This is a genomic window from Gordonia desulfuricans NBRC 100010, from assembly GCF_001485495.1.
Classification (GTDB): domain Bacteria; phylum Actinomycetota; class Actinomycetes; order Mycobacteriales; family Mycobacteriaceae; genus Gordonia; species Gordonia desulfuricans.
Map to the genome: position 1 here is coordinate 15,475 of NZ_BCNF01000081.1, position 17,909 is coordinate 33,383.

Annotated in this window: 17 protein-coding genes; 12 read left to right on the forward strand and 5 right to left on the reverse strand. The window is 68.7% G+C overall.

The window, feature by feature from the left end; translation table 11 throughout:
• Nucleotides 1–20: 20 nt before the first annotated feature.
• Both GD1_RS13925 and GD1_RS13930 read right to left on the reverse strand, forming a co-directional pair.
• On the reverse strand, nucleotides 21–203 hold the full coding sequence (locus GD1_RS13925) for a hypothetical protein (protein WP_059037621.1): 183 nt from the start codon (nucleotides 201–203) through the stop codon (nucleotides 21–23).
• On the reverse strand, nucleotides 200–1,360 hold the full coding sequence (locus GD1_RS13930) for an LLM class flavin-dependent oxidoreductase (RefSeq protein WP_059037623.1): 1,161 nt from the start codon (nucleotides 1,358–1,360) through the stop codon (nucleotides 200–202). The genes GD1_RS13925 and GD1_RS13930 overlap by 4 nt, the downstream gene beginning before the upstream one ends.
• A 185-nt stretch (nucleotides 1,361–1,545) precedes the next feature.
• Here GD1_RS13930 and GD1_RS13935 point away from each other — a divergent pair, with 185 nt between their 5' ends.
• Both GD1_RS13935 and GD1_RS13940 read left to right on the forward strand, forming a co-directional pair.
• Nucleotides 1,546–2,718, forward strand: coding sequence for an LLM class flavin-dependent oxidoreductase (locus GD1_RS13935; RefSeq protein WP_059037651.1), 1,173 nt, complete (start codon nucleotides 1,546–1,548; stop codon nucleotides 2,716–2,718).
• The gene (locus GD1_RS13940) at nucleotides 2,715–4,094 is read left to right on the forward strand and encodes an NtaA/DmoA family FMN-dependent monooxygenase (RefSeq protein ID WP_059037625.1); all 1,380 of its coding nucleotides are present in this window, start codon (nucleotides 2,715–2,717) and stop codon (nucleotides 4,092–4,094) included. Before GD1_RS13935 ends, GD1_RS13940 begins: the two co-directional genes overlap by 4 nt.
• Here GD1_RS13940 and GD1_RS13945 read toward each other — a convergent pair.
• Nucleotides 4,051–4,470 (reverse strand): DUF1801 domain-containing protein, encoded by a 420-nt coding sequence (locus tag GD1_RS13945; RefSeq protein ID WP_059037626.1) that lies wholly within the window; start codon nucleotides 4,468–4,470, stop codon nucleotides 4,051–4,053. The two genes, GD1_RS13940 and GD1_RS13945, sit on opposite strands and share 44 nt — an antisense overlap.
• Nucleotides 4,471–4,640: 170 nt before the next feature.
• On the opposite strand from GD1_RS13945, the gene GD1_RS13950 reads away from it, so the two are divergent.
• Nucleotides 4,641–5,426: a DUF308 domain-containing protein gene (locus tag GD1_RS13950; RefSeq protein WP_059037628.1), complete on the forward strand. Its 786-nt coding sequence runs from the start codon at nucleotides 4,641–4,643 to the stop codon at nucleotides 5,424–5,426.
• Nucleotides 5,427–5,443: 17 nt separating this feature from the next.
• On the opposite strand, the gene GD1_RS13955 is transcribed toward GD1_RS13950, so the two are convergent.
• Entirely contained in the window at nucleotides 5,444–6,154 is a 711-nt protein-coding gene (locus GD1_RS13955) for a siderophore-interacting protein (protein WP_059037630.1), read from the reverse strand.
• Nucleotides 6,155–6,289: 135 nt separating this feature from the next.
• On the opposite strand from GD1_RS13955, the gene GD1_RS13960 reads away from it, so the two are divergent.
• Both GD1_RS13960 and GD1_RS13965 read left to right on the forward strand, forming a co-directional pair.
• Nucleotides 6,290–7,798, forward strand: a complete 1,509-nt coding sequence (locus GD1_RS13960) for a carotenoid oxygenase family protein (protein ID WP_083534195.1) — start codon at nucleotides 6,290–6,292, stop codon at nucleotides 7,796–7,798.
• Between the two features lie 34 nt (nucleotides 7,799–7,832).
• The gene (locus GD1_RS13965; protein ID WP_059037632.1) at nucleotides 7,833–9,350 is read left to right on the forward strand and encodes an alpha-amylase family protein; all 1,518 of its coding nucleotides are present in this window, start codon (nucleotides 7,833–7,835) and stop codon (nucleotides 9,348–9,350) included.
• Nucleotides 9,351–9,605: 255 nt separating this feature from the next.
• Here the strand turns inward: GD1_RS13965 and GD1_RS13970 are convergent, their stop codons facing one another.
• Nucleotides 9,606–10,511 (reverse strand): phosphatase PAP2 family protein, encoded by a 906-nt coding sequence (locus tag GD1_RS13970; RefSeq protein ID WP_059037634.1) that lies wholly within the window; start codon nucleotides 10,509–10,511, stop codon nucleotides 9,606–9,608.
• 246 nt (nucleotides 10,512–10,757) lie between these two features.
• Here GD1_RS13970 and GD1_RS13975 point away from each other — a divergent pair, with 246 nt between their 5' ends.
• The 7 genes from GD1_RS13975 to GD1_RS14005 are packed head-to-tail and all read left to right on the forward strand — an operon-like array spanning nucleotide 10,758 to nucleotide 17,776.
• The gene (locus tag GD1_RS13975; RefSeq protein WP_020793717.1) at nucleotides 10,758–11,141 is read left to right on the forward strand and encodes a cupin domain-containing protein; all 384 of its coding nucleotides are present in this window, start codon (nucleotides 10,758–10,760) and stop codon (nucleotides 11,139–11,141) included.
• Nucleotides 11,142–11,146: 5 nt separating this feature from the next.
• Entirely contained in the window at nucleotides 11,147–11,770 is a 624-nt protein-coding gene (locus GD1_RS13980) for a dimethylamine monooxygenase subunit DmmA family protein (protein WP_244882713.1), read from the forward strand.
• Nucleotides 11,767–12,759 (forward strand): PDR/VanB family oxidoreductase, encoded by a 993-nt coding sequence (locus tag GD1_RS13985; protein WP_059037636.1) that lies wholly within the window; start codon nucleotides 11,767–11,769, stop codon nucleotides 12,757–12,759. The genes GD1_RS13980 and GD1_RS13985 overlap by 4 nt, the downstream gene beginning before the upstream one ends.
• On the forward strand, nucleotides 12,756–14,312 hold the full coding sequence (locus GD1_RS13990) for a heme-dependent oxidative N-demethylase family protein (protein WP_059037638.1): 1,557 nt from the start codon (nucleotides 12,756–12,758) through the stop codon (nucleotides 14,310–14,312). The genes GD1_RS13985 and GD1_RS13990 overlap by 4 nt, the downstream gene beginning before the upstream one ends.
• On the forward strand, nucleotides 14,309–15,328 hold the full coding sequence (locus tag GD1_RS13995) for a PDR/VanB family oxidoreductase (protein WP_059037640.1): 1,020 nt from the start codon (nucleotides 14,309–14,311) through the stop codon (nucleotides 15,326–15,328). Before GD1_RS13990 ends, GD1_RS13995 begins: the two co-directional genes overlap by 4 nt.
• Nucleotides 15,325–16,380 carry a heme-dependent oxidative N-demethylase family protein gene (locus tag GD1_RS14000; RefSeq protein ID WP_059037641.1) on the forward strand — a complete coding sequence of 352 codons (1,056 nt, stop codon included), beginning with the start codon at nucleotides 15,325–15,327 and terminating at the stop codon, nucleotides 16,378–16,380. Before GD1_RS13995 ends, GD1_RS14000 begins: the two co-directional genes overlap by 4 nt.
• A 58-nt stretch (nucleotides 16,381–16,438) precedes the next feature.
• Nucleotides 16,439–17,776 (forward strand): ammonium transporter, encoded by a 1,338-nt coding sequence (locus GD1_RS14005; RefSeq protein ID WP_059037643.1) that lies wholly within the window; start codon nucleotides 16,439–16,441, stop codon nucleotides 17,774–17,776.
• The last annotated feature ends 133 nt before the right edge of the window (nucleotides 17,777–17,909 follow it).

A 17,909-nucleotide genomic window follows, 5' to 3' on the forward strand; every position in this document is an offset into this window, starting at 1 on the left:
CCGTGCCGGCCGAGCGCGGGTCATCCCGGCATGCGGTCCACGCCGAGCGGTATCGACGTACGCGGTGCTTCCGGATGCAGTGCCGCTGCGGCAGCCAGCGCACTCGTGTCGAGGTCGAGGCACTGCATCCACTGCCCGGCCCCGGCGGTCACCGATCTGTGCAGACGTGCGTAGATGCGACGCGCCCCACCGATGTCAGTCATTCCGGAGAACCCGCCAATCCCCATGCACGGGCGAGTAGTTCGTGTGACTGGAGGCGGTGGTCGAAGTCGTGGGTGACGCTCGTGATCACGAGTTCGTCGGCCCCGGTCACGCGGGCAAGGGTCCGTAGCCCGTCGACCACGGTGTCGGGGCCGCCGACGAACTGGGTGCGGATCCGATCGTCGACCAGCGCGCGGGCATCCGCGTCGAGCGGGGATGCGGTGCGGGGATCGGGGTACGGCTGCGCGCCCGCCCCGCTGCGGATGCCGTGCACCCAGTGCCCGTACGTCGAGGCGCGGTGCACCGCGGTCGCATCGTCGGGGGCCACCACCACATCCGCGGAGACCACCACATACGGTTCGGCGAGCACGGCCGACGGCCGGAACGCGCTGCGATAGGCCTCCACCGCCTCCAGCACGGTGGACGGGCTGACGTGATAGTTCGCGACGAACGGCAGTCCACGGGCCCCGGCGGTCTGTGCGCTCTGCCCCTTGCTGCTGCCGAAGATCCACACCGCCACGTCGGCGCCCTCACCCGGGACCGCCGACAACCCGATGTCGCCGTACCGGAATCGTCCGTCCAGCAGCGCCAGCACATCGCCGACGGCGTCGTCGAAATCCGGGGGAGTCGCACCGTCGAACTGGATCGCCTCGAACGCCGCCACGATCCGGGGTGCGCCGAGCAACGCCTCGACGGGGAACGGTGCCGGGATCAGCAGACCGTCGACGACCTGGTCGGGCTGGGGTGTCGATGCCACCACGGGCGGGATCGACCCGGCGAGTTCGGTGCGACGCTGCGCCGACCGCCCGAGTCCCAGATCCAGGCGCCCCGGGTAGAGCGCATCGATCGTGCCGAAGGCCTCGACGATCGACACCGGCGTGTGCAGGCCGCTCTGGATGGCCGCCGAGCCCACCCGGATGGTGTCGGTGGCGGCGGCCACCAGCCCGATCAGCGTCGACGTGGCCGAGCCGGCCACCGCGACCAGGTGATGTTCGGCCAGCCAGTACCGGCGATATCCGAGCTTCTCGACATGCCGGGCCAGCGCCACGGCCCGCCGGACGGCCGTGGCGGCGTCGCTGCCCTCGGTCACCGGGGCGAGGTCGAGCACCGACAGGGCGATGGCGGGCGCGGGGGCCGGGGGCGCACCGACTTCGGACATGTCGCTCCTCAACCGATCCCGACCACCGTGTGTACGGCCTGACCCCACCACCGAAGCGCCATCGCCGCGCGATCGACAGGGTTTGACCCACCCCGATTCGATCCCGCCGACCGCGGAATCCGGCTCGCCGGCCGATGGTTCGAGGCGAGGACGGCAATCTGACGATCCGACCGATGGAGGAAGTGATGGCCGACCACATTCACCTCGTAGTCGCGCTCGAGGGTGCGGGATCGCACCCGGGCGCCTGGCGGGCACCCGATGCCCAACCGCAGGCACTGACCCGCGCGGACTACTGGCAGGGTCTGATCGCCACTGCCGAGACCGGGCTGCTCGACTTCGTCACGATCCCCGATTCCTTTGCGCTGCACCGGGGCCACCCCCGCACCGACCGTGCCGTCGGGGGGCTCGACGCGGTCCTGCTGGCATCGCGGCTGGCCCCGACCACCGCCCGCATCGGGCTGATCCCCACGGCCACCGTCACCCACACCGAGCCGTTCCACGTGTCCAAGGCGATCGCCACCCTCGACCACATCAGCGGCGGACGTGCGGGTGTCGCCCTGCGCACCACCGCCGATCCCGGTGAGGCCGGCCTGTTCGGTCGCCGCAGCTTCCCCGACGACCCCTCCGTTCTTGCCGTTCTCGCCTCCGAGGCAACCGATTTCGCCACCGTCCTGGCCCGGCTGTGGGACTCGTGGGAGGACGACGCGGAGATCCGGGACGTGGCGACCGGACGCTTCGTCGACCGCGACAGACTCCACTACATCGACTTCGTCGGCGAGCACTTCGCCGTCCGCGGCCCCTCGATCACCCCACGGCCGCCGCAAGGCCGGCCGATCATCGCCGCCACCGGAGCCCACGCCACCGACCTGCAGCTCATCGGTGCCTCCGCCGACGTCGGCTTCATCACCCCCGGTGACGTCGACGACGCCGCTCGGGCGGTGGGGGCCATCGCCGCCGCCCGTACCGCCGCAGGCCGCGCCGGGGATGCACCGGTGCGGGTGCTCGTCGACCTGCCGGTGGTCCTCGGATCATCGAAAGACGATGCGGCCCAACGTCTCGAACAACTCGATGCCTGGGCGGGGGAGGGCTCCACCGCCGCCGCCGGACTCGTCGTCGGAACCGCGCAAGGGCTGGCCGACGAGATCGAACGCTGGACGTCGGTGGACGGGGTGGACGGCATCCGTCTGCGCCCGGCGGCATTGCCCCACGATCTGCAGGTCATCGTCGCCGATCTCGTCCCGGAACTGCAGCGCCGCGGCCTGTTTCGCACAGACCAGGCCGATGCCTCGCTTCGGGAACGCCTGGGACTCGCCCGCCCCCACAACCACTTCACCACACGGAAGACCGGTGTCGCATGACCAAACAGGTACATCTGGCCGCACATTTCCCGGGGGTCAACAACACCACGGTGTGGAGTGACCCCGCCTCGGGAAGCCAGATCGACTTCGCCTCCTTCGTCCATCTCGCACAGACCGCCGAGCGCGGCAGGTTCGACTTCTTCTTCCTCGCCGAGGGACTGCGGCTGCGGGAACAGAACGGCCTGATCTACGACCTCGACGTCGTCGGCCGTCCCGACACCTTCACCGTGCTGTCCGCCCTCGCCGCGGTCACCACACATCTCGGGCTCACCGGCACCATCAACTCCACCTTCAACGAACCCGTCGACGTCGCACGGCAATTCGCCACCCTCGACCATCTGTCCGACGGGCGTGCCGCATGGAACGTGGTGACCTCCTGGGACGAGTTCACCGGGGAGAACTTCCGCCGCGGCGGCTATCTCCCCGAGGACCAGCGGTACGCCCGGGCCAAGGAGTTCCTCGACGCCGCAGCCGTGCTGTGGGACTCCTGGCGTGACGACGACATCGTCGCCGACCCGGCCACCGGACGTTTCCTCGCCCGCGACGATGCCGGTGAATTCGAGTTCCACAGTTCACAATTCGACATCAGTGGGTACTTTCCCGCGCCCCGCCCGCCGCAGGGGCGACCGGTGATCTTCCAGGCCGGTGACTCCGACGAGGGCCGGGAGTTCGCCGCGGCCACCGCCGATGCGATCTTCTCCCGGCACGCCACCTATGACGCCGGGCGTGCCTTCCACGCCGACGTCAAAGGTCGCCTGGCGTCATACGGGCGTCGCGCCGAGGACCTGCTGGTGCTGCCGGCGGCGACCTTCGTTGTCGGCGACACCGACGCCCAGGCCGCCGAACTGGCCCACGAGGTGCGGTTGCAGCAGGTCAGCGGCCAGACGGCGATCAAGTTCCTCGAGCAACTGTGGAATCGGGACCTCTCCGATCACGACCCCGACGGCCCGCTGCCGCAAGTCGACCCGATCCCGGGGGAGAACACCGTCGCCAAGGGCCGGGCCGGCGTGCGCATGCACCGCGATCCGATCACGGTGGCCCGGCAGTGGCGGGACCTGGCCGAGGCCAAGAACCTGACCACGCGCGAACTCATCATCGAGGTCACCGGACGGCAGTCGTTCATCGGCTCCCCGGAGACCATCGCGCACACCATCAACCGCTTCGTGCAGGACGACGTCGCCGACGGCTTCATCCTGGTCCCGCACATCGTGCCCGGCGGACTCGACCGGTTCGTCGACGACGTGGTGCCGGTGCTGCAGGATCTCGGCGTCTACCGCAGCGAGTACGAGGGAACCACGCTGCGCGATCACCTCGGCCTGGCACGGCCGGAACTCAGTGCCGCGGATCGTCCGGTCGCGCGAACGCAATCCGGATGAGCTGCCGTAACACCTGCTCGTCGATCTGCTCGAGGCGTTTGACGTAGACGCAGCCGGCACCTTCGGTGTACTCACCGAGACGCGGCAGCAGGGCCGCACCCTCGGGGAGGTCCTTGAGCCCGTACAGCGAGATCGCCGACTTGCGCGGGGAGAACCCCACCTTCGGCCAGTCGCCCTCGGTGCGCGACGTCGTCGACGGCGACACATAGTGATAGGTGCCGTAGCCGACGATGGACGGTCCCCACATCACCGCGTCGACACCGGTCACCTCGCGCATGATCGCATCGAGCCGATGCCCCTCGTCGACGCGCCGCGCCGGGGTCGCGGCGTCCAGGAACTCGGGTACCGACGCATCGGTGGGTCGGGTCTTCGCCATACCGATGAAGGGTAGGCGCGGCAGCCGACAACCCGCGGATGGGGAGAAATACCCAGGTCCGCGGGTGCATCGATGGATGGACAAAACCCTTCCCGCGGGTCGGTGACGGGGTTACGTTTGCCTCGAATCCCCCAAAACCGATCTCCAGCACCCCCTGATCCGAGGCAGCCATGTCCTACTCCGACCCGCAGAACCGCCCGAACAACGCCGTGCCCGGTGGGACACCGCCGTGGCAGCCCCCGGCCCAGGTCGACCCGGCGGCACCGACGCAGGTCCACGGTGCGGCGTCGGCCGGAACCGCACAACCCGGATACGCCCAGCCGGGATATCCCCAGCCCGGGTCCGCCCAGCCCGGATCCGCCCCGCAGGCCCCGCCCCAGTTCGGTCATGGTGGCCCGCCGCCGGTACCCGATTTCGCACAGCCGCAGCACGCCTACGGCCAGCCCCAGCCGGGACAGGCCGTCCCGGGTCAGCCCGGCTACGGGCACCCGGCCGGGGCCACCCCGTACGGTGCGCCACCGGTCACCCCGGCCCCGGCGTCGGGCCCGATCTCCGGTGTGGTGTCCGTCGTCGCCGGTCTGATCGCATTCTCGGGTCTGATCCTGATCATCTCGGCATTCCTGCCGTGGGTCAGCGGCTTCGTCACCGTCAAGGGGCTCGGTGATTCCGACACCGGTGCCACCGACGGCGCCCTGACCCTGGTCATCGGTGTGGTGCTGCTGATCCTCGGCGGCGTCAGCGCGATCATCCGCAAACGGTCGGCGATCCACCTGATCGCCGGCATCGTCGCGGTCCTGGCCGGCGCGCTCACCGCGCTGATCGCGCTCGTCGACATCAGCGATGTGAACGATCTGTCGTTCCTCGACGTCCATGTGGGGATCGGGCTGTGGCTCACCCTGGTCTTCGGGATTCTCGCCGTGATCTTCGGGATCGTCGCGATCGTCAAGCGATCCTGACGCCGATCCCGAGGCGGCTACAGACCGACCTTGCCGGTCGCCCAGAACGGTTGTGTCCGGATCGCCTTGCGGGGAACCGAGTGCACCTCGCGGAGCACGGTGCGTTGCTGCTGGATCGACTGCCCGTGACCGGCGAGGTAGAACACCGACCCGTCGGTGAACGACGCGGCGGCGAGGTGGGTGAGGATCGCGGCACCGGGTGTGTCGCCGACGGCCTGCACGTCGGCACCGGGGACGAGTTCGGCGGTGGCGGCGACGTCGGCCGCCGGCACCTCCAGGATCGCGCGGAACCCGCGACCGGACGCCCCGATCCGATCCCGGAACGCCATGGCCAGCCCGATCACCGTCGCATCACCGATGACGACGATCGGTGCGGGTCCGTCGTCGAACACGAAGTTGCGGCGATTGGCCCACTTCATCATCGGGAGTTCGTCACCGACGGAGAGCCCCAGCACCACGTCCTCGCCGGGACCGTTGCCGTGCAGGCCGACGATCACCGTCAGCCGTCCGGTGCCACGGTCCAGGACGGCAGGGGTGTAGTGGCGGAAATCATTGCGCGAGAACATGATCGCAAAGGAATCACCGGGCGTGGTGGTGGCCGTGGTGAAGTCGGGCGACTCGAGTTCGAGGCGTAGGAGGTTGTCGCCGAGCCGGTCGCGGCCGGTCACCACGGGCGCGTAGCCCGCCGCGATGAATCTGTCGGCGATGAATCCGAGAGTCTTGGCCACGTGCCCACCCTTCCTCGAGTGAGGGCGACCTTACCGAGCCGGTGGTGCCGGTTCAATCACCGACCGACCGCGCGGGATCGCGACGCAGACTGAGACACTATTGTGCTTCTGTCTCAATGGTGAGATCGTCGTCACATGACGACGACCCCGGATCAGGGACGCTCGAAGCCCACACATGCCGATCGAGTCCGGCCTGATGGGTATGGGGCTGATGGATATGGGGCCGATGGATATGGGGCCGGGCGGCTGGGGGAGTCGCCATGGGACTCCCAGCACCACGAGTACGACTACGCGGTCACCGCCATCTCCGGCACCATCCCGGAGGCACTGCGCGGGGTCCTCTATCGGATCGGACCGGGCCGCCTCGACGTCGGCGGACATCCGCTCCACCACATCATCGACGGCGACGGGATGGTCACCTGCCTCGACATCGGCGCCGACGGGGTCCACGTCCGCAACCGCTACGTACGCACTCGTGCCTATGCCCGATCCGCCGAGACGTCGACACCGCCCAGGGGTTTCGGTACGCAACGGCTCGGTGGTGTCTGGGCCAACGCCCTGCGCTTCCCGGAGAACATGTCCAACACCAACGTGCTGGTGCACAACGAGGCGCTCTACACCCTGTGGGAGGGTGGCCGGCCGCATCGCCTGCACCCGGAGACCCTCGAGCCCGTCGGTCCCGAATCCTTCGGCGGCGCACTCAAACGCATCGGCGCGTTCTCCGCACATCCCAAGACCGACCCGGTCACCGGCGACGTCTACAACTTCGGTCTGGACTTCTATCCGCAACCGATGATTCGCTGCTACCGCCTCGACCGGAACGCCCGACTCCATCCGGCGGGCGGGTTCCCCATCCCCAAGCTGGGCTTCGTCCACGATTTCGCGCTCACCGCGCGGTATCTCGTCTTCGTCCTCGGCCCGCTGGTCGTCACCCGGCCGATTCCGGTGGCACTGGGGCTGCGGCCGTTCGACGACGCGCTGGAATACCGGCCCGACCTCTGCACCACCACCGTCCTGGTGCCCCGCGCCGGCGGCACCCCGATCCGGATCGACCATGATCCACTGTTCTACTTCCACGTGACCAACGCCTACGAGACCGACGATCAGGTGGTCGTCGAACTCGTCGCCCACGACCCCGGCCACGGCTGGGCGGAATGGAACGGTCACCTTCACGACTTCCGCACCGACTCGGGCCCCGCATTCGGCGGAACCCTCACCCGCCTGGCCATCACCCCGGCATCACGCACCGCCACCACCGAACCGCTGCACGACGCGGGATGTGAGTTCCCGCAGCTCGACCAGCGCTGCACCACCCGCCGCCACCGCTTCACCTACCTCGCCGAGGCATCGGCCCCTGGCGGCGACCCGGACTCCATCACCACCATCGACCACCGGACCGGTGCCCGCGACACGTTCCGCGCCGAGGGCGCCAACACCATCTGCGAGCCACTGTTCGCCGCGGATCCGGGAGCCGACGCCGAGGGAAAGGGCTGGCTGCTGACCCTGGAACATCAGCCGCAGCAGCGTAGTTCACGGATGATCGTGCTCGACGCGGAGCATCCCGGGGCGGGACCGATCGCGGCCGCCACCCTCGATCACCATGTGCCGATGACCTTCCACGGCACCTTCGTCCCTGCGGGGTGAGCGCCGTCAGCCTGCCTCTGGCAGGGTTGAGGCCATGCGCGCCGAGCACGTGCCCATCGCGGCCCACCCGGTCATCTACGAGATCAACACCTGGCCCTGGCTGGTCGGCCTGAGCTCCTCACTCGGACGTGCGGTGACGCTCGGATCGGTGCCGGAGGAGGTCTGGGACGAGGTCACCGCAACATCGGTCACAGCGACGTCGGGCGGTTCCGGTCCCATCGACGCGGTGTGGCTGATGGGGGTGTGGCAACGCAGCCCCGCCGGCGTCCGCATCGGGCTGGCCGACGGGCCCCTGGTCGACACCTTCGCCGACGCGCTGCCGGACTTCACCGACGCCGACGTGGTCGGCTCGCCGTATTCGATCCACGACTACATCGTCGACCCGCACCTCGGCGGACCAGAGGGCCTGGCCGCGGCCCGGCGCGCGCTCGCCGCGAGGGGCGTCGGCCTGATCCTCGACTTCGTCCCCAATCACGTCGCTACCGACCATCCGTGGGCCACGGCGTCTCCGCAGCGATTCGTCACCGGGACGGTCGCCGATCTCGCCGCCCATCCCACCGAGTTCGTCGAGGTGGCCGGCACGGTGATCGCCAACGGCCGCGACCCGTACTTCGCGCCCTGGCGTGATGTCCTGCAGCTCAACGCCTTCGATCAGGGCCTGCGGGCAGCGGCGCGCGACACCGTGCGCTCGATCGCCGACCAGTGCGACGGCGTGCGCTGCGACATGGCGATGCTGATGTGTAATCGGATCTTCGCCGAGACCTGGTCGGGCCGGGTCGGCCCCGCCCCCGACGTCGATTATTGGGATGCGGTGATCCCGGCGATCCGCGCCGAGCACCCCGAGTTCCTGTTCATCGCCGAAGCCTATTGGGGCACCGAGGGTCTGCTCCGCTCGCAGGGCTTCGACCACTGCTACGACAAGGGATTCACCGACGCCCTCGAACATCATCCGCAGAGCATCGGCAGCCTCATCGCCGACGCGCCCGACCCCGACGGTGCCGTGCACTTCATCGAGAACCACGACGAGCCGCGCGCGCAGAAGGTGTTCGGCGATCACCATCCGACGGCCGCGATCACCGCATTGACCCAGCCGGGTGCCCGGTTGCTCTACGAGGGTCAGTTCGACGGCCGTACCGTGCGGTTGCCCGTGCAGCTGCGTCGCGAGCCCGAACAGCCGGTGGTGGAAGGGCTCCCCGAGTTCTACCGGCGCCTGGTGGCCGTCCTCGGCGACGACGCGCTGCACACCGGCGAGTTCACCGCGCTGACGGTGTCCGGCTGGCCCGACCATCCCGCGGGCCCGGGCTTGGCAGCATGGTCGTGGACGGGTTCGGCACGGCGATGGCTGTTCGTGGTGAACCTCGACGACGCCGACGGGGCCGGGCTGGTGCACACGGCGTGGAACGATCTGGCCGGCCGCCCGACGACATTGGTCGATCCGATCGCCGAGGTCGGCTTCGACCGTCCCGCCGACCCCGAACCGACGATCTTCGTCATGCTCCCGCCGTGGGGTGCCCACGTCCTCGACGTCGACATCGCCGACCCCATCAGTTGACCGAGCTGGGGTCAACCATCAGCGGCCGGTGGTTGATTGGTGAGGTTTCTCTTTGGTGATTGAGCCGGGACCGAGCCGGAATTCTCTTCGCTGATTGAGCCGGGACCGAGCCGGAAGGGCGAGGACCCGTGTCGAAATCCGGTGAGTCGACGATGTCGGTGAGCACCTCGAACGCAGGCCGTCCATCGAGTCGGGACGGTTGCGTCTCGACCGATCCGACGAGCTCGAGCCGGCGGACCGAGGACGACGGCCTGCCTAAGCCCGCCCGACCCTTCGACGCAACCGATAAGCACACGGGCGATAGACGAGAAGCGCGAGGCCCACCACCACGGCGATCCCGGCGGCGGTCACCACCTGCCGGGTGTCGGCGTAGGACTGCCCGACGAGCAGGGGAGTGGCGACCACCGACGCCACCACGGCGAGCACCGAGAACACGCCGATTCCGCGCGGTGCCGCGGTGGCCGCATGCGGATCCGGGAGCAACGCTCCGAGGCCGATCACGATCAGCACCGACATCACCACGTCGCTCGGCCGATGCCAGCCGTCGGCGATCAGCCCGAACGCGATCACCGATGCCCACGTACCACCGAGTGCGATGACGACCGGCCGCAACCACTTGGGCGCGGCGGCGATGAGTACGACGACACACGACATGACGGCGGCGGTGTGTCCACTGGGTGCGGAGTTCGAGGTCTCGACGATCCAGTCGTGCAGTTGCGGTCGCGGAAGGACCACGTCCCGCAGGAACCGCACCACCAGGATCACGACGGGCGGGAAGGCGAGCAGCACGGCCGTGCGGCCCAGCGTCGGACAGATCCGCGACTGTCCGGTGATGCCGGGGATCAGGCTGCCGGCGATGGCCAGGGCGGCCGCGACGAGCCACACCTTGGGATCGGTCACGGCGTCGACAGTGAGCAGATGGGGTACATGTGCCACTGCCGACGAACTGCGCACGGCGTCGAGGACGTACTGGTCGACGAGCTGACCGAACGACGTCCAGATCGCCACGGCGTAGACACCGCCGGCGAGCACCAGTGCGATGACGGCCAGGGCGATCGATCCGCCGACGCCCGGGGTGCCTCGACCGGCACCGCCACCGGCGCTGCGACCACGGTAGGGATCGACACCACCGTTCTGTGGCGCCGTTGCCAGGACACTCATGGATCCGAGGCTAGGGGATGAGCCTGGGAGAACCCTGGGTCCGACCCGTGGATGGCCGGCCACTTCTCATGTTGCGGGTGATTAAACACACGCGACATTCAGTGGAAACATCCGCTGCGTCTAATAACAGGCAACAAGTTTCCTACGGTGATCCAAACGGATCACTTCGCCCATCCGAGAAGAGCTTCCCCGTCCGACATCGCCCACGACCCCCGAGATCGGCACAACAAGAAGGAGAACACACCCATGACCGTTGAGACCGGCAGCGCCGTCGAGTTCCTCGTCACCCCCGACGCCTGGAAGAGCCTGCCCAAGATGCCGGAGGCGGAATACCCCGGCACCGAGGGCTTCATCGGCGACGTCTACGAGAACCCGGGCGGCAGCGTGATGTGCTCGGGCTACTTCGAGCTCCGCCACACCGACGCACCTCTGTACTACGAGTACGAGTACGACGAGATGAAGGTCGTCCTCGAGGGTGAGTTCCTGTTGGAGAACAAGGAGACCGGCCAGAAGACCGTCGCCAAGAAGCACGACGCGATCTTCTTCCCGAAGGGTTCCAAGATCTACTTCACCACTCCCGACTACGCACTGGCCTTCTACGCGGGCCACCGCGACTCGACCCTGCTCTGAGTCTCGTGTCGACCGCCGAACTGTCCGCCGACATCTCGGCGGGTACCCGCACGCAGCTCCCGTTCACCAGCATTCCCGAATGGGCTCGTCCGACAACCGATTCCGACGGGAACACCGAGATCCCGGCACCGCAGTGCACCGGATCGTCGTATCTTCTCGTCGGGATCGGTCCGGCGGCGGCCGCGGTGACGTCGGCGTGGGCACCGGCCCTCGCCGGCGTTCCGGGCCGCCTGATCGAGGCGGCCGACGCCGACACCGCGGTCGACGCCCTCGCCGCCGCACTGGCCGAGGCCACCGTCGGGGTCCGGGTCTTGCTGACCGGCCCCATCGGGGCATGCCTGTCGGCCCGGGCCACGGCTGTTGCGGCCGGTGTCGAGGACGACGAGATCCAGGTCGTCCCAGTCGGTTCCGGCCCGATCGACGTGTTCTGTTCGCACTGCCGCACCATCACCACCGCCGACGCCGGGCTGGACGCGATCGTCGACTGTGCCGGGTGTGACCGCGGATTGCTCGTCTACTACCACGTGTCCCGGCGCTCGGGCAGCTTCCTCGGCTTCATGGCCGACGCCGAGACCACACCTGCCGCGACCGCACCCCCCGACAACCCTTCCCAGGAGTCACCGGCATGACCCTTGTGACCGACGCCGGCGCCACCCCCGACACCGCGCCCGCACCGGACGGAACCCTGCAGCTCGTCGTCACCGCCATCACCCGGCCCGGCGCCGACATCGCGACCTTCACCCTCGCCGACCCGGCGGGCAGGCCGCTGCCCGCATTCCCCCCGGGCAGTCACCTGGTGGTGCAGGCGGGCACCAAGACCAACGCCTACAGCCTCACCTCCGACGGCACGCACCCCGGTCACTACTCGATCTCGGTGTTGCGTGTGGATGACGGTGACGGTGGTTCGCGCTGGCTGCACGAGCATCTGAACCCGGGTGACTCGCTGTCGGTTCGGTTGCCGCGCAGTGCTTTCGCACCGCTGGCCCGCGCCCGCAAACACCTGCTGATCGCCGCCGGGATCGGTGTCACCCCCGTCGTCTCGCACCTGCGTGCGGCCCGACGCTGGGGCCGTCGGACCCAGGTGCTCTACACCTACCGCCCCGACAACGCCGCGCATGTCGACGACGTCGTCGAACTCACCGACGGCGCCGCCGAACTGTTCACCGGCCGTGCACAATTCCTGCCCCGCCTCGACGCCGCACTGCGCGAGCAGCCGATCGGAACCCACCTCTACGTGTGCGGTCCGGGCACGCTGATCGACCACGTGGTGTCCGCGGCCACCGCAGCGGGCTGGCCCGCATCACGAATCCACTTCGAGCGCTTCGGAATCGACGCCCTGGACGCCGGTGATCCGTTCACCGTGCGCCTGAGCGCCACCGACCGTATCCTCGACGTACCGTCGGGCACCAGCATGCTCGAGGCCATGGAGGCCGCGGGCGTCAGCGTGCCCAATCTGTGCCGACAGGGAGTGTGCGGCGAATGTCGTATACCGGTGTCGGCGGGCACACCCATCCACCGAGACCTGTACCTGACCGACGACGAGAAGACCGCCTGCGACGCCGTCATGCCGTGCGTGTCGCGGGCCGCCGACGGAGCCACCCTGGAGGTACCGCTGTGACCCTCATCGACACCCCCGCCCTCGCACCCACCGCCGAGCTGGTGGGCGGCTTCCCCTTCCCGTTCCCGGAGGACCGCTACCGCTACAGCACCAACGTGGAGCCGGCCGGCGAGCCGCGCGCCACCCCGGTCGGCACCTGGGGTGATGCGATCGTCGACATCGACGCCGACTATCGCCACGAACTCGACTCTCGCGCATCTATTCTCGCTACCGACCCCAGCCGTCATGCCGTGCTGCCACACATGGTGCCGGCCACGTGGGATGCGATGCTCACCCTGATGCGGGAGCTGTCGACGTCGTACCCGGAGACCATGCACCTGGAGTCGCTGGGCCCCGACACCTGGCGCTGGCGCAACGACCTGCTCGGCATCACCCAGGAGTTCCGCTACGGCGACGCCGCCACCCTGCCCGAAGAACCGTTGCGCTACATCACCGGTCAGGTGCAAGAAGATATCGCTCTGCTCGATCAGCGGTCGGATCAGCTGTTCGTCGACGCCGGGGTGGTGACCTTCGCGGCCGACTGGAGCTTCGGCTTCGACGTCGGCATGAGCTTCCTGGAGATCCACGGCCCGGTCCCGCGGGTGCGCCAGATGGGGGTGATCACCCGCGCCCACGAGTTCCTCAAGCGACTGCAACCCCACGAGCCGTACCGGCGTACCAACTGGACCCTCACCATCGACCGCCGGCTGGACGTGTCCACCGAGATCTACCCCGAGTGGGGTCCCGACCGCGAGACCATCCAGACCGTCGACGACGCCGAGTTCGGGCGCCGCGTCCACCTGCGGGTGGAGGTGCAGCACCTCATCCGTCTCGCCGACTCCGGCGCCCTGATGTTCCTGATCCGCACCTACATGCTCTCCCTGGAACAGCTCGCCACCGTGGAACCGTGGCGGGCCCGTGCCGCCGAGGTGCTCGCCGAACTGCCCGACGACATGGCCGATTACAAGGGCATCATCAAGTATCGGGATCGCGCTGCCGCGTGGCTTCGTGCCGCGGCCCCCGCCCCGACTCCGCCCCCGCTCGGTCTGCCCGCCTGGCCCACCTCGCCGCCGGAGGTCGACGTCACCGGTGCCTCCTTTCTCGTCCTCGCGATCGGCACCGACGACGACGCCGTGCTCGCCGGGAACATCGCCCGCAGCTGGGTGAACACCGCAACCAATGCGGGCCCCACCCGACTGCTGGTCCTCGATTCCCTCACCGAGCCAGACGATCTCGGTGCACTACGGCAGTCGCTCGCCGAGGCCCGCACCGGCACCAGGATCCTCGTCGCCGGCGGCCAGTACGACGTGATGACCGCACTGGCCATCGCCCGCGCGGCCGGTGCCATCGCCGCCGAGCTCGCCGCCTTCGTCACCCACACCCGCGACCTACCGTTGTACTGCGCACACTGCGCCGGGACGAATCGGGTGGCCGGTGCCCCGGGCGAGGTGGTCGTCTGCCCGGGTTGCGGTGTCGCCGTGGAGATCCACGCGCATCACTCGGCGGCGTTGGGCAGCTTCCTGGGTAGCGCCGCAGAACCTGCGGCATCGGCAGCGGCGGGGGAGGACGCATGACCGTCACCGACCCGAGAGCCGCCGAATCCTCCTCGACCCATCTGCATCCCGGATACTCGACGGGCCCGCGTGCCATGCGGGTGGTGGAGCTGCGACCGCTCACCGAGACCATCACGCACTTCCGGTTCGTCCCGCTCGATGCCCCCGGCTCCATGCTCACCCCCTTTCAGCCGGGCAGTCATGTGATCGTGTCGGCCGGGGAGCATCGCAACGCCTACTCCCTGGTCGACGACGGGCTGTTCCCCACCTCGTACGGCATCTCGGTGCTGCGCCGCGGCGCGGGTGGGGGCTCGGACTGGTTGCACGACACCGTGACCGTGGGAACCGTCCTCGAGATCGAGGGCCCGCGTTCGATGTTCGCGCCGATCGCCAACCAGCACCATGCGCTGCTGGTGGCCGGCGGGATCGGGATCACCCCGATCCTCTCGCACGCCCGCGCCATCGTCCGCGACGGCGGCACCGCCGACATCGTCTACTCCTATCGGCCGGGGCATGCCGCCCACCTCGACGAGGTGCGTGCCCTCTCGGCCCGCGACGGCATCACGCTGCACGAGGCGACCTCCGTCGACGAGACCGTGGCGGCACTGCGGGCCCGGTTCGCCTTGCAACCGTTGGGAACCCACGCCTATGCGTGTGGTCCCGGCCCGTTGCTCGACTCCTACGCCGAGCTGGCCGCCGCGGCCGGCTGGCCGGGTGCCCGCGTGCATTCCGAACGATTCACCGCCCCCGAGCAGGATCCGGGCGAACCGTTCTCGGTGCGCATCGCGGCCACCGGAGAGACCATCGACGTCCCGGCGGGCGTCTCGCTGCTACAGCGCCTGCTCGACAACGGGATCGCCGTGCCCAATCTGTGTCGCCAGGGTGTGTGCGGGGAATGCCGTATCCCGGTGTCCTCCGGTGAGGTGTTGCACCGTGACTTCGTCCTGTCCGACGAGGAGAAGGCCGCCGGAGATTCCATGCTGTGCTGCGTGTCCCGCGCGCACGAGGCCACCACCGAACTCGAGGTGAACCCATGACGCTCGCCCGATCAGAACCGCAGATCCTCGACGGGACGCAACCTCTCTCGGCGGCCGCGCAGGCCTACCTGGGGCAGCCGGTCGACCATCTGTCCAACATCCCGTGGCCGTTCCCGGACGAGCTGGAGGAGTTCGCCTACTCGGTCAACGTCGAACCCGCCCGCATCCCGCGCCGTACCCGGGGCGGCGAATGGGGCCGGTATCTGGTCGATCTCGGCGGCGCCGAGTACGTCGACTACATGCGGGAGCGGCGCCGGATCCTCGACACCGACCCCACCCGGGTGCGGATCCGGCCGGGGATGGACGTCGCCTGCTGGGATCTGCTGCTGTACTACCTGCGCGATCTCGCGCTCTCCTATCCCGACGTGATGCATCTCACCGAAGGCGCCGACCGGCGCTTTCACTGGGTCAACGAGCTGCTCGGAACCGATCAGGAATTCGTTCTCGGTGAGCTCGACACCCTGCCGTCGCACCCGCTGGACTTCCTCGCCCGCGAGGTTCCCGACGACCTGCTGCTGGTGATCGAACGCGACGGGCGCCTCTACTTCGACGCCGGTGTGGTCACCTTCGCCGCGGCCTGGTCGGTGGGCTTCGACGTGGGGATGGACATGTACGAAATCCATGCTCCGGTACCGGGTTTGACGCGTTCGGGGATCGTCGACCGGGCCGAGCAGTTCCTCCGCAGGCTGCCCGCCGACCAGGTCTACCGCCGGGTCAACTGGACGCTGTCGGCGTCGGATTCACACCTGCTCGACGTGAGCCTGGAGCAGTTGCCGGCGTGGCGCGATCACGTGCCGGCGATGGTCGCCGACGCCGACTTCGGCCGGGCCCGTCTGCGTATCGAATTGGAGCATTTTGTCCGGTTGCCGACCTCCGGTGCCGTGACGTTCAATATTCGCACGTTCATGGCCTCCCTCGAGGAGGTGCGACGGATCCCCGAGTGGGCCGGTCAACTGGCGACCGTCATCGAGACGCTCGACCCGGATATCGCCGCCTACAAGGGATTTCTGGACTATCGCGACGACGTGGTCGCCTATCTCCGCGGGCAATGACGCCCGTTTCCTGACCGATCCACGAGATCCCCGATCAGAAAGACCCGAGGACACCCCTATGGAACCGGTACTCGCCGCCAACGCCGATCTGGCGTGGATGCTCGCGGCCTTCGTCTTCGTCCTGCTCATGTTCCCCGGCCTCGCGTTCTACTACGGCGGCATGGTGGGCGCCCGCAACGTCCTCAACATCATGACGATGGTCATGTCGACGCTGGGCATCACCGCAGTGCTCTACGTGCTCTTCGGTTACGGCCTGGTGCACGGTGAGACGGCAGGCGGACTGGGCATCATCGGTAACCCGACCGGCTACTTCGGTCTCACCGACTTCATGGCCGACGACGAATCCGGCAGCGTGCAGACCCTGTACTTCGCCGCCTGGTTCATCCTGTTCGCCGCCATCACCATCGCGATCGTGGCATCGGGTGCGGCCGGCCGGATGAAGTTCAGCGCCTGGCTGATCTTCGCCCCGATCTGGCTGATCCTGGTGTATTTCCCGGTGGCGCACTGGGTGTTCGCCCCGGACGGTTTCCTGCTGAACACCATCAAGATCCACGACTACGCCGGTGGTACGGCGGTGCACATGAACTCCGGTGTCGCCGCACTGGCCCTGGCGGTGGTCCTGGGTACCCGGCGTCGCCGTGGCGAGCGTCCGCACAACGTCCCGATGGCCATTCTCGGCGGCGGCATCCTGTGGTTCGGCTGGTTCGGCTTCAACGGCAGTTGCGCACTGGGTGCGAGCTTCCTGACCCAGGTCGTCGTGCTGAACACCCTGCTCTCGGGCTGCGCCGGCATGATCGGCTACTGCATCGTGGAACGGTGGCGTGAAGGCCACGTCACCTCGCTGGGCATGATCACCGGTGCGGTCGCCGGTCTGGTCGGCATCACCCCGTCGGCCAACACCATGAACCCGCTGGGTGCGCTGATGGTGGGCCTGCTGGCTTCGGCGGTGGTCGCCTTCCTGATGAGCTTCAAGTCGCGCATCCCGGTCGACGACAGCCTCGACGCCTTTGCCGTCCACGGTGTCGGCGGCATCGTCGGCACCCTGTGCATCGTGCTGTTCGCCGCCGAGTCGGCCCCCGCCGGCGTCAAGGGCATCCTGTTCGGCGGCCCGATCGACATCCTGTGGCGTGAGCTGGCCGGCATCGTGATCACCTGCGGGTACTCCTTTGTCGTCACCTGGCTGATCGCCAAGGCCCTGGACAAGACCATCGGCCTGCGCGTCGACACCGAGACCGAGATCGAGGGCCTCGACCCCACCCTGCACGCCGAGTCGGCCTACGAGATCCCGTCCGCGGGTGTCGGCCACGGTGGGCTGTCGGGGATGTCGCCGGCCAGGGCCGCCGAGGCCGTGGAGGGCGCGCTGCCGAGCCCCTCACCGACCGCCGCGACCACCTGATCGCTGTCGCGACCCCGAGACGGGGACCCACCGGATTCCGGTGGGTCCCCGTTTTCTGTTGTGTGGCGCAGACTTTCAAGCCATTCCGGCTGGATACGTCGTCCTGACAGTTCGGAAACACAACCGCAACACT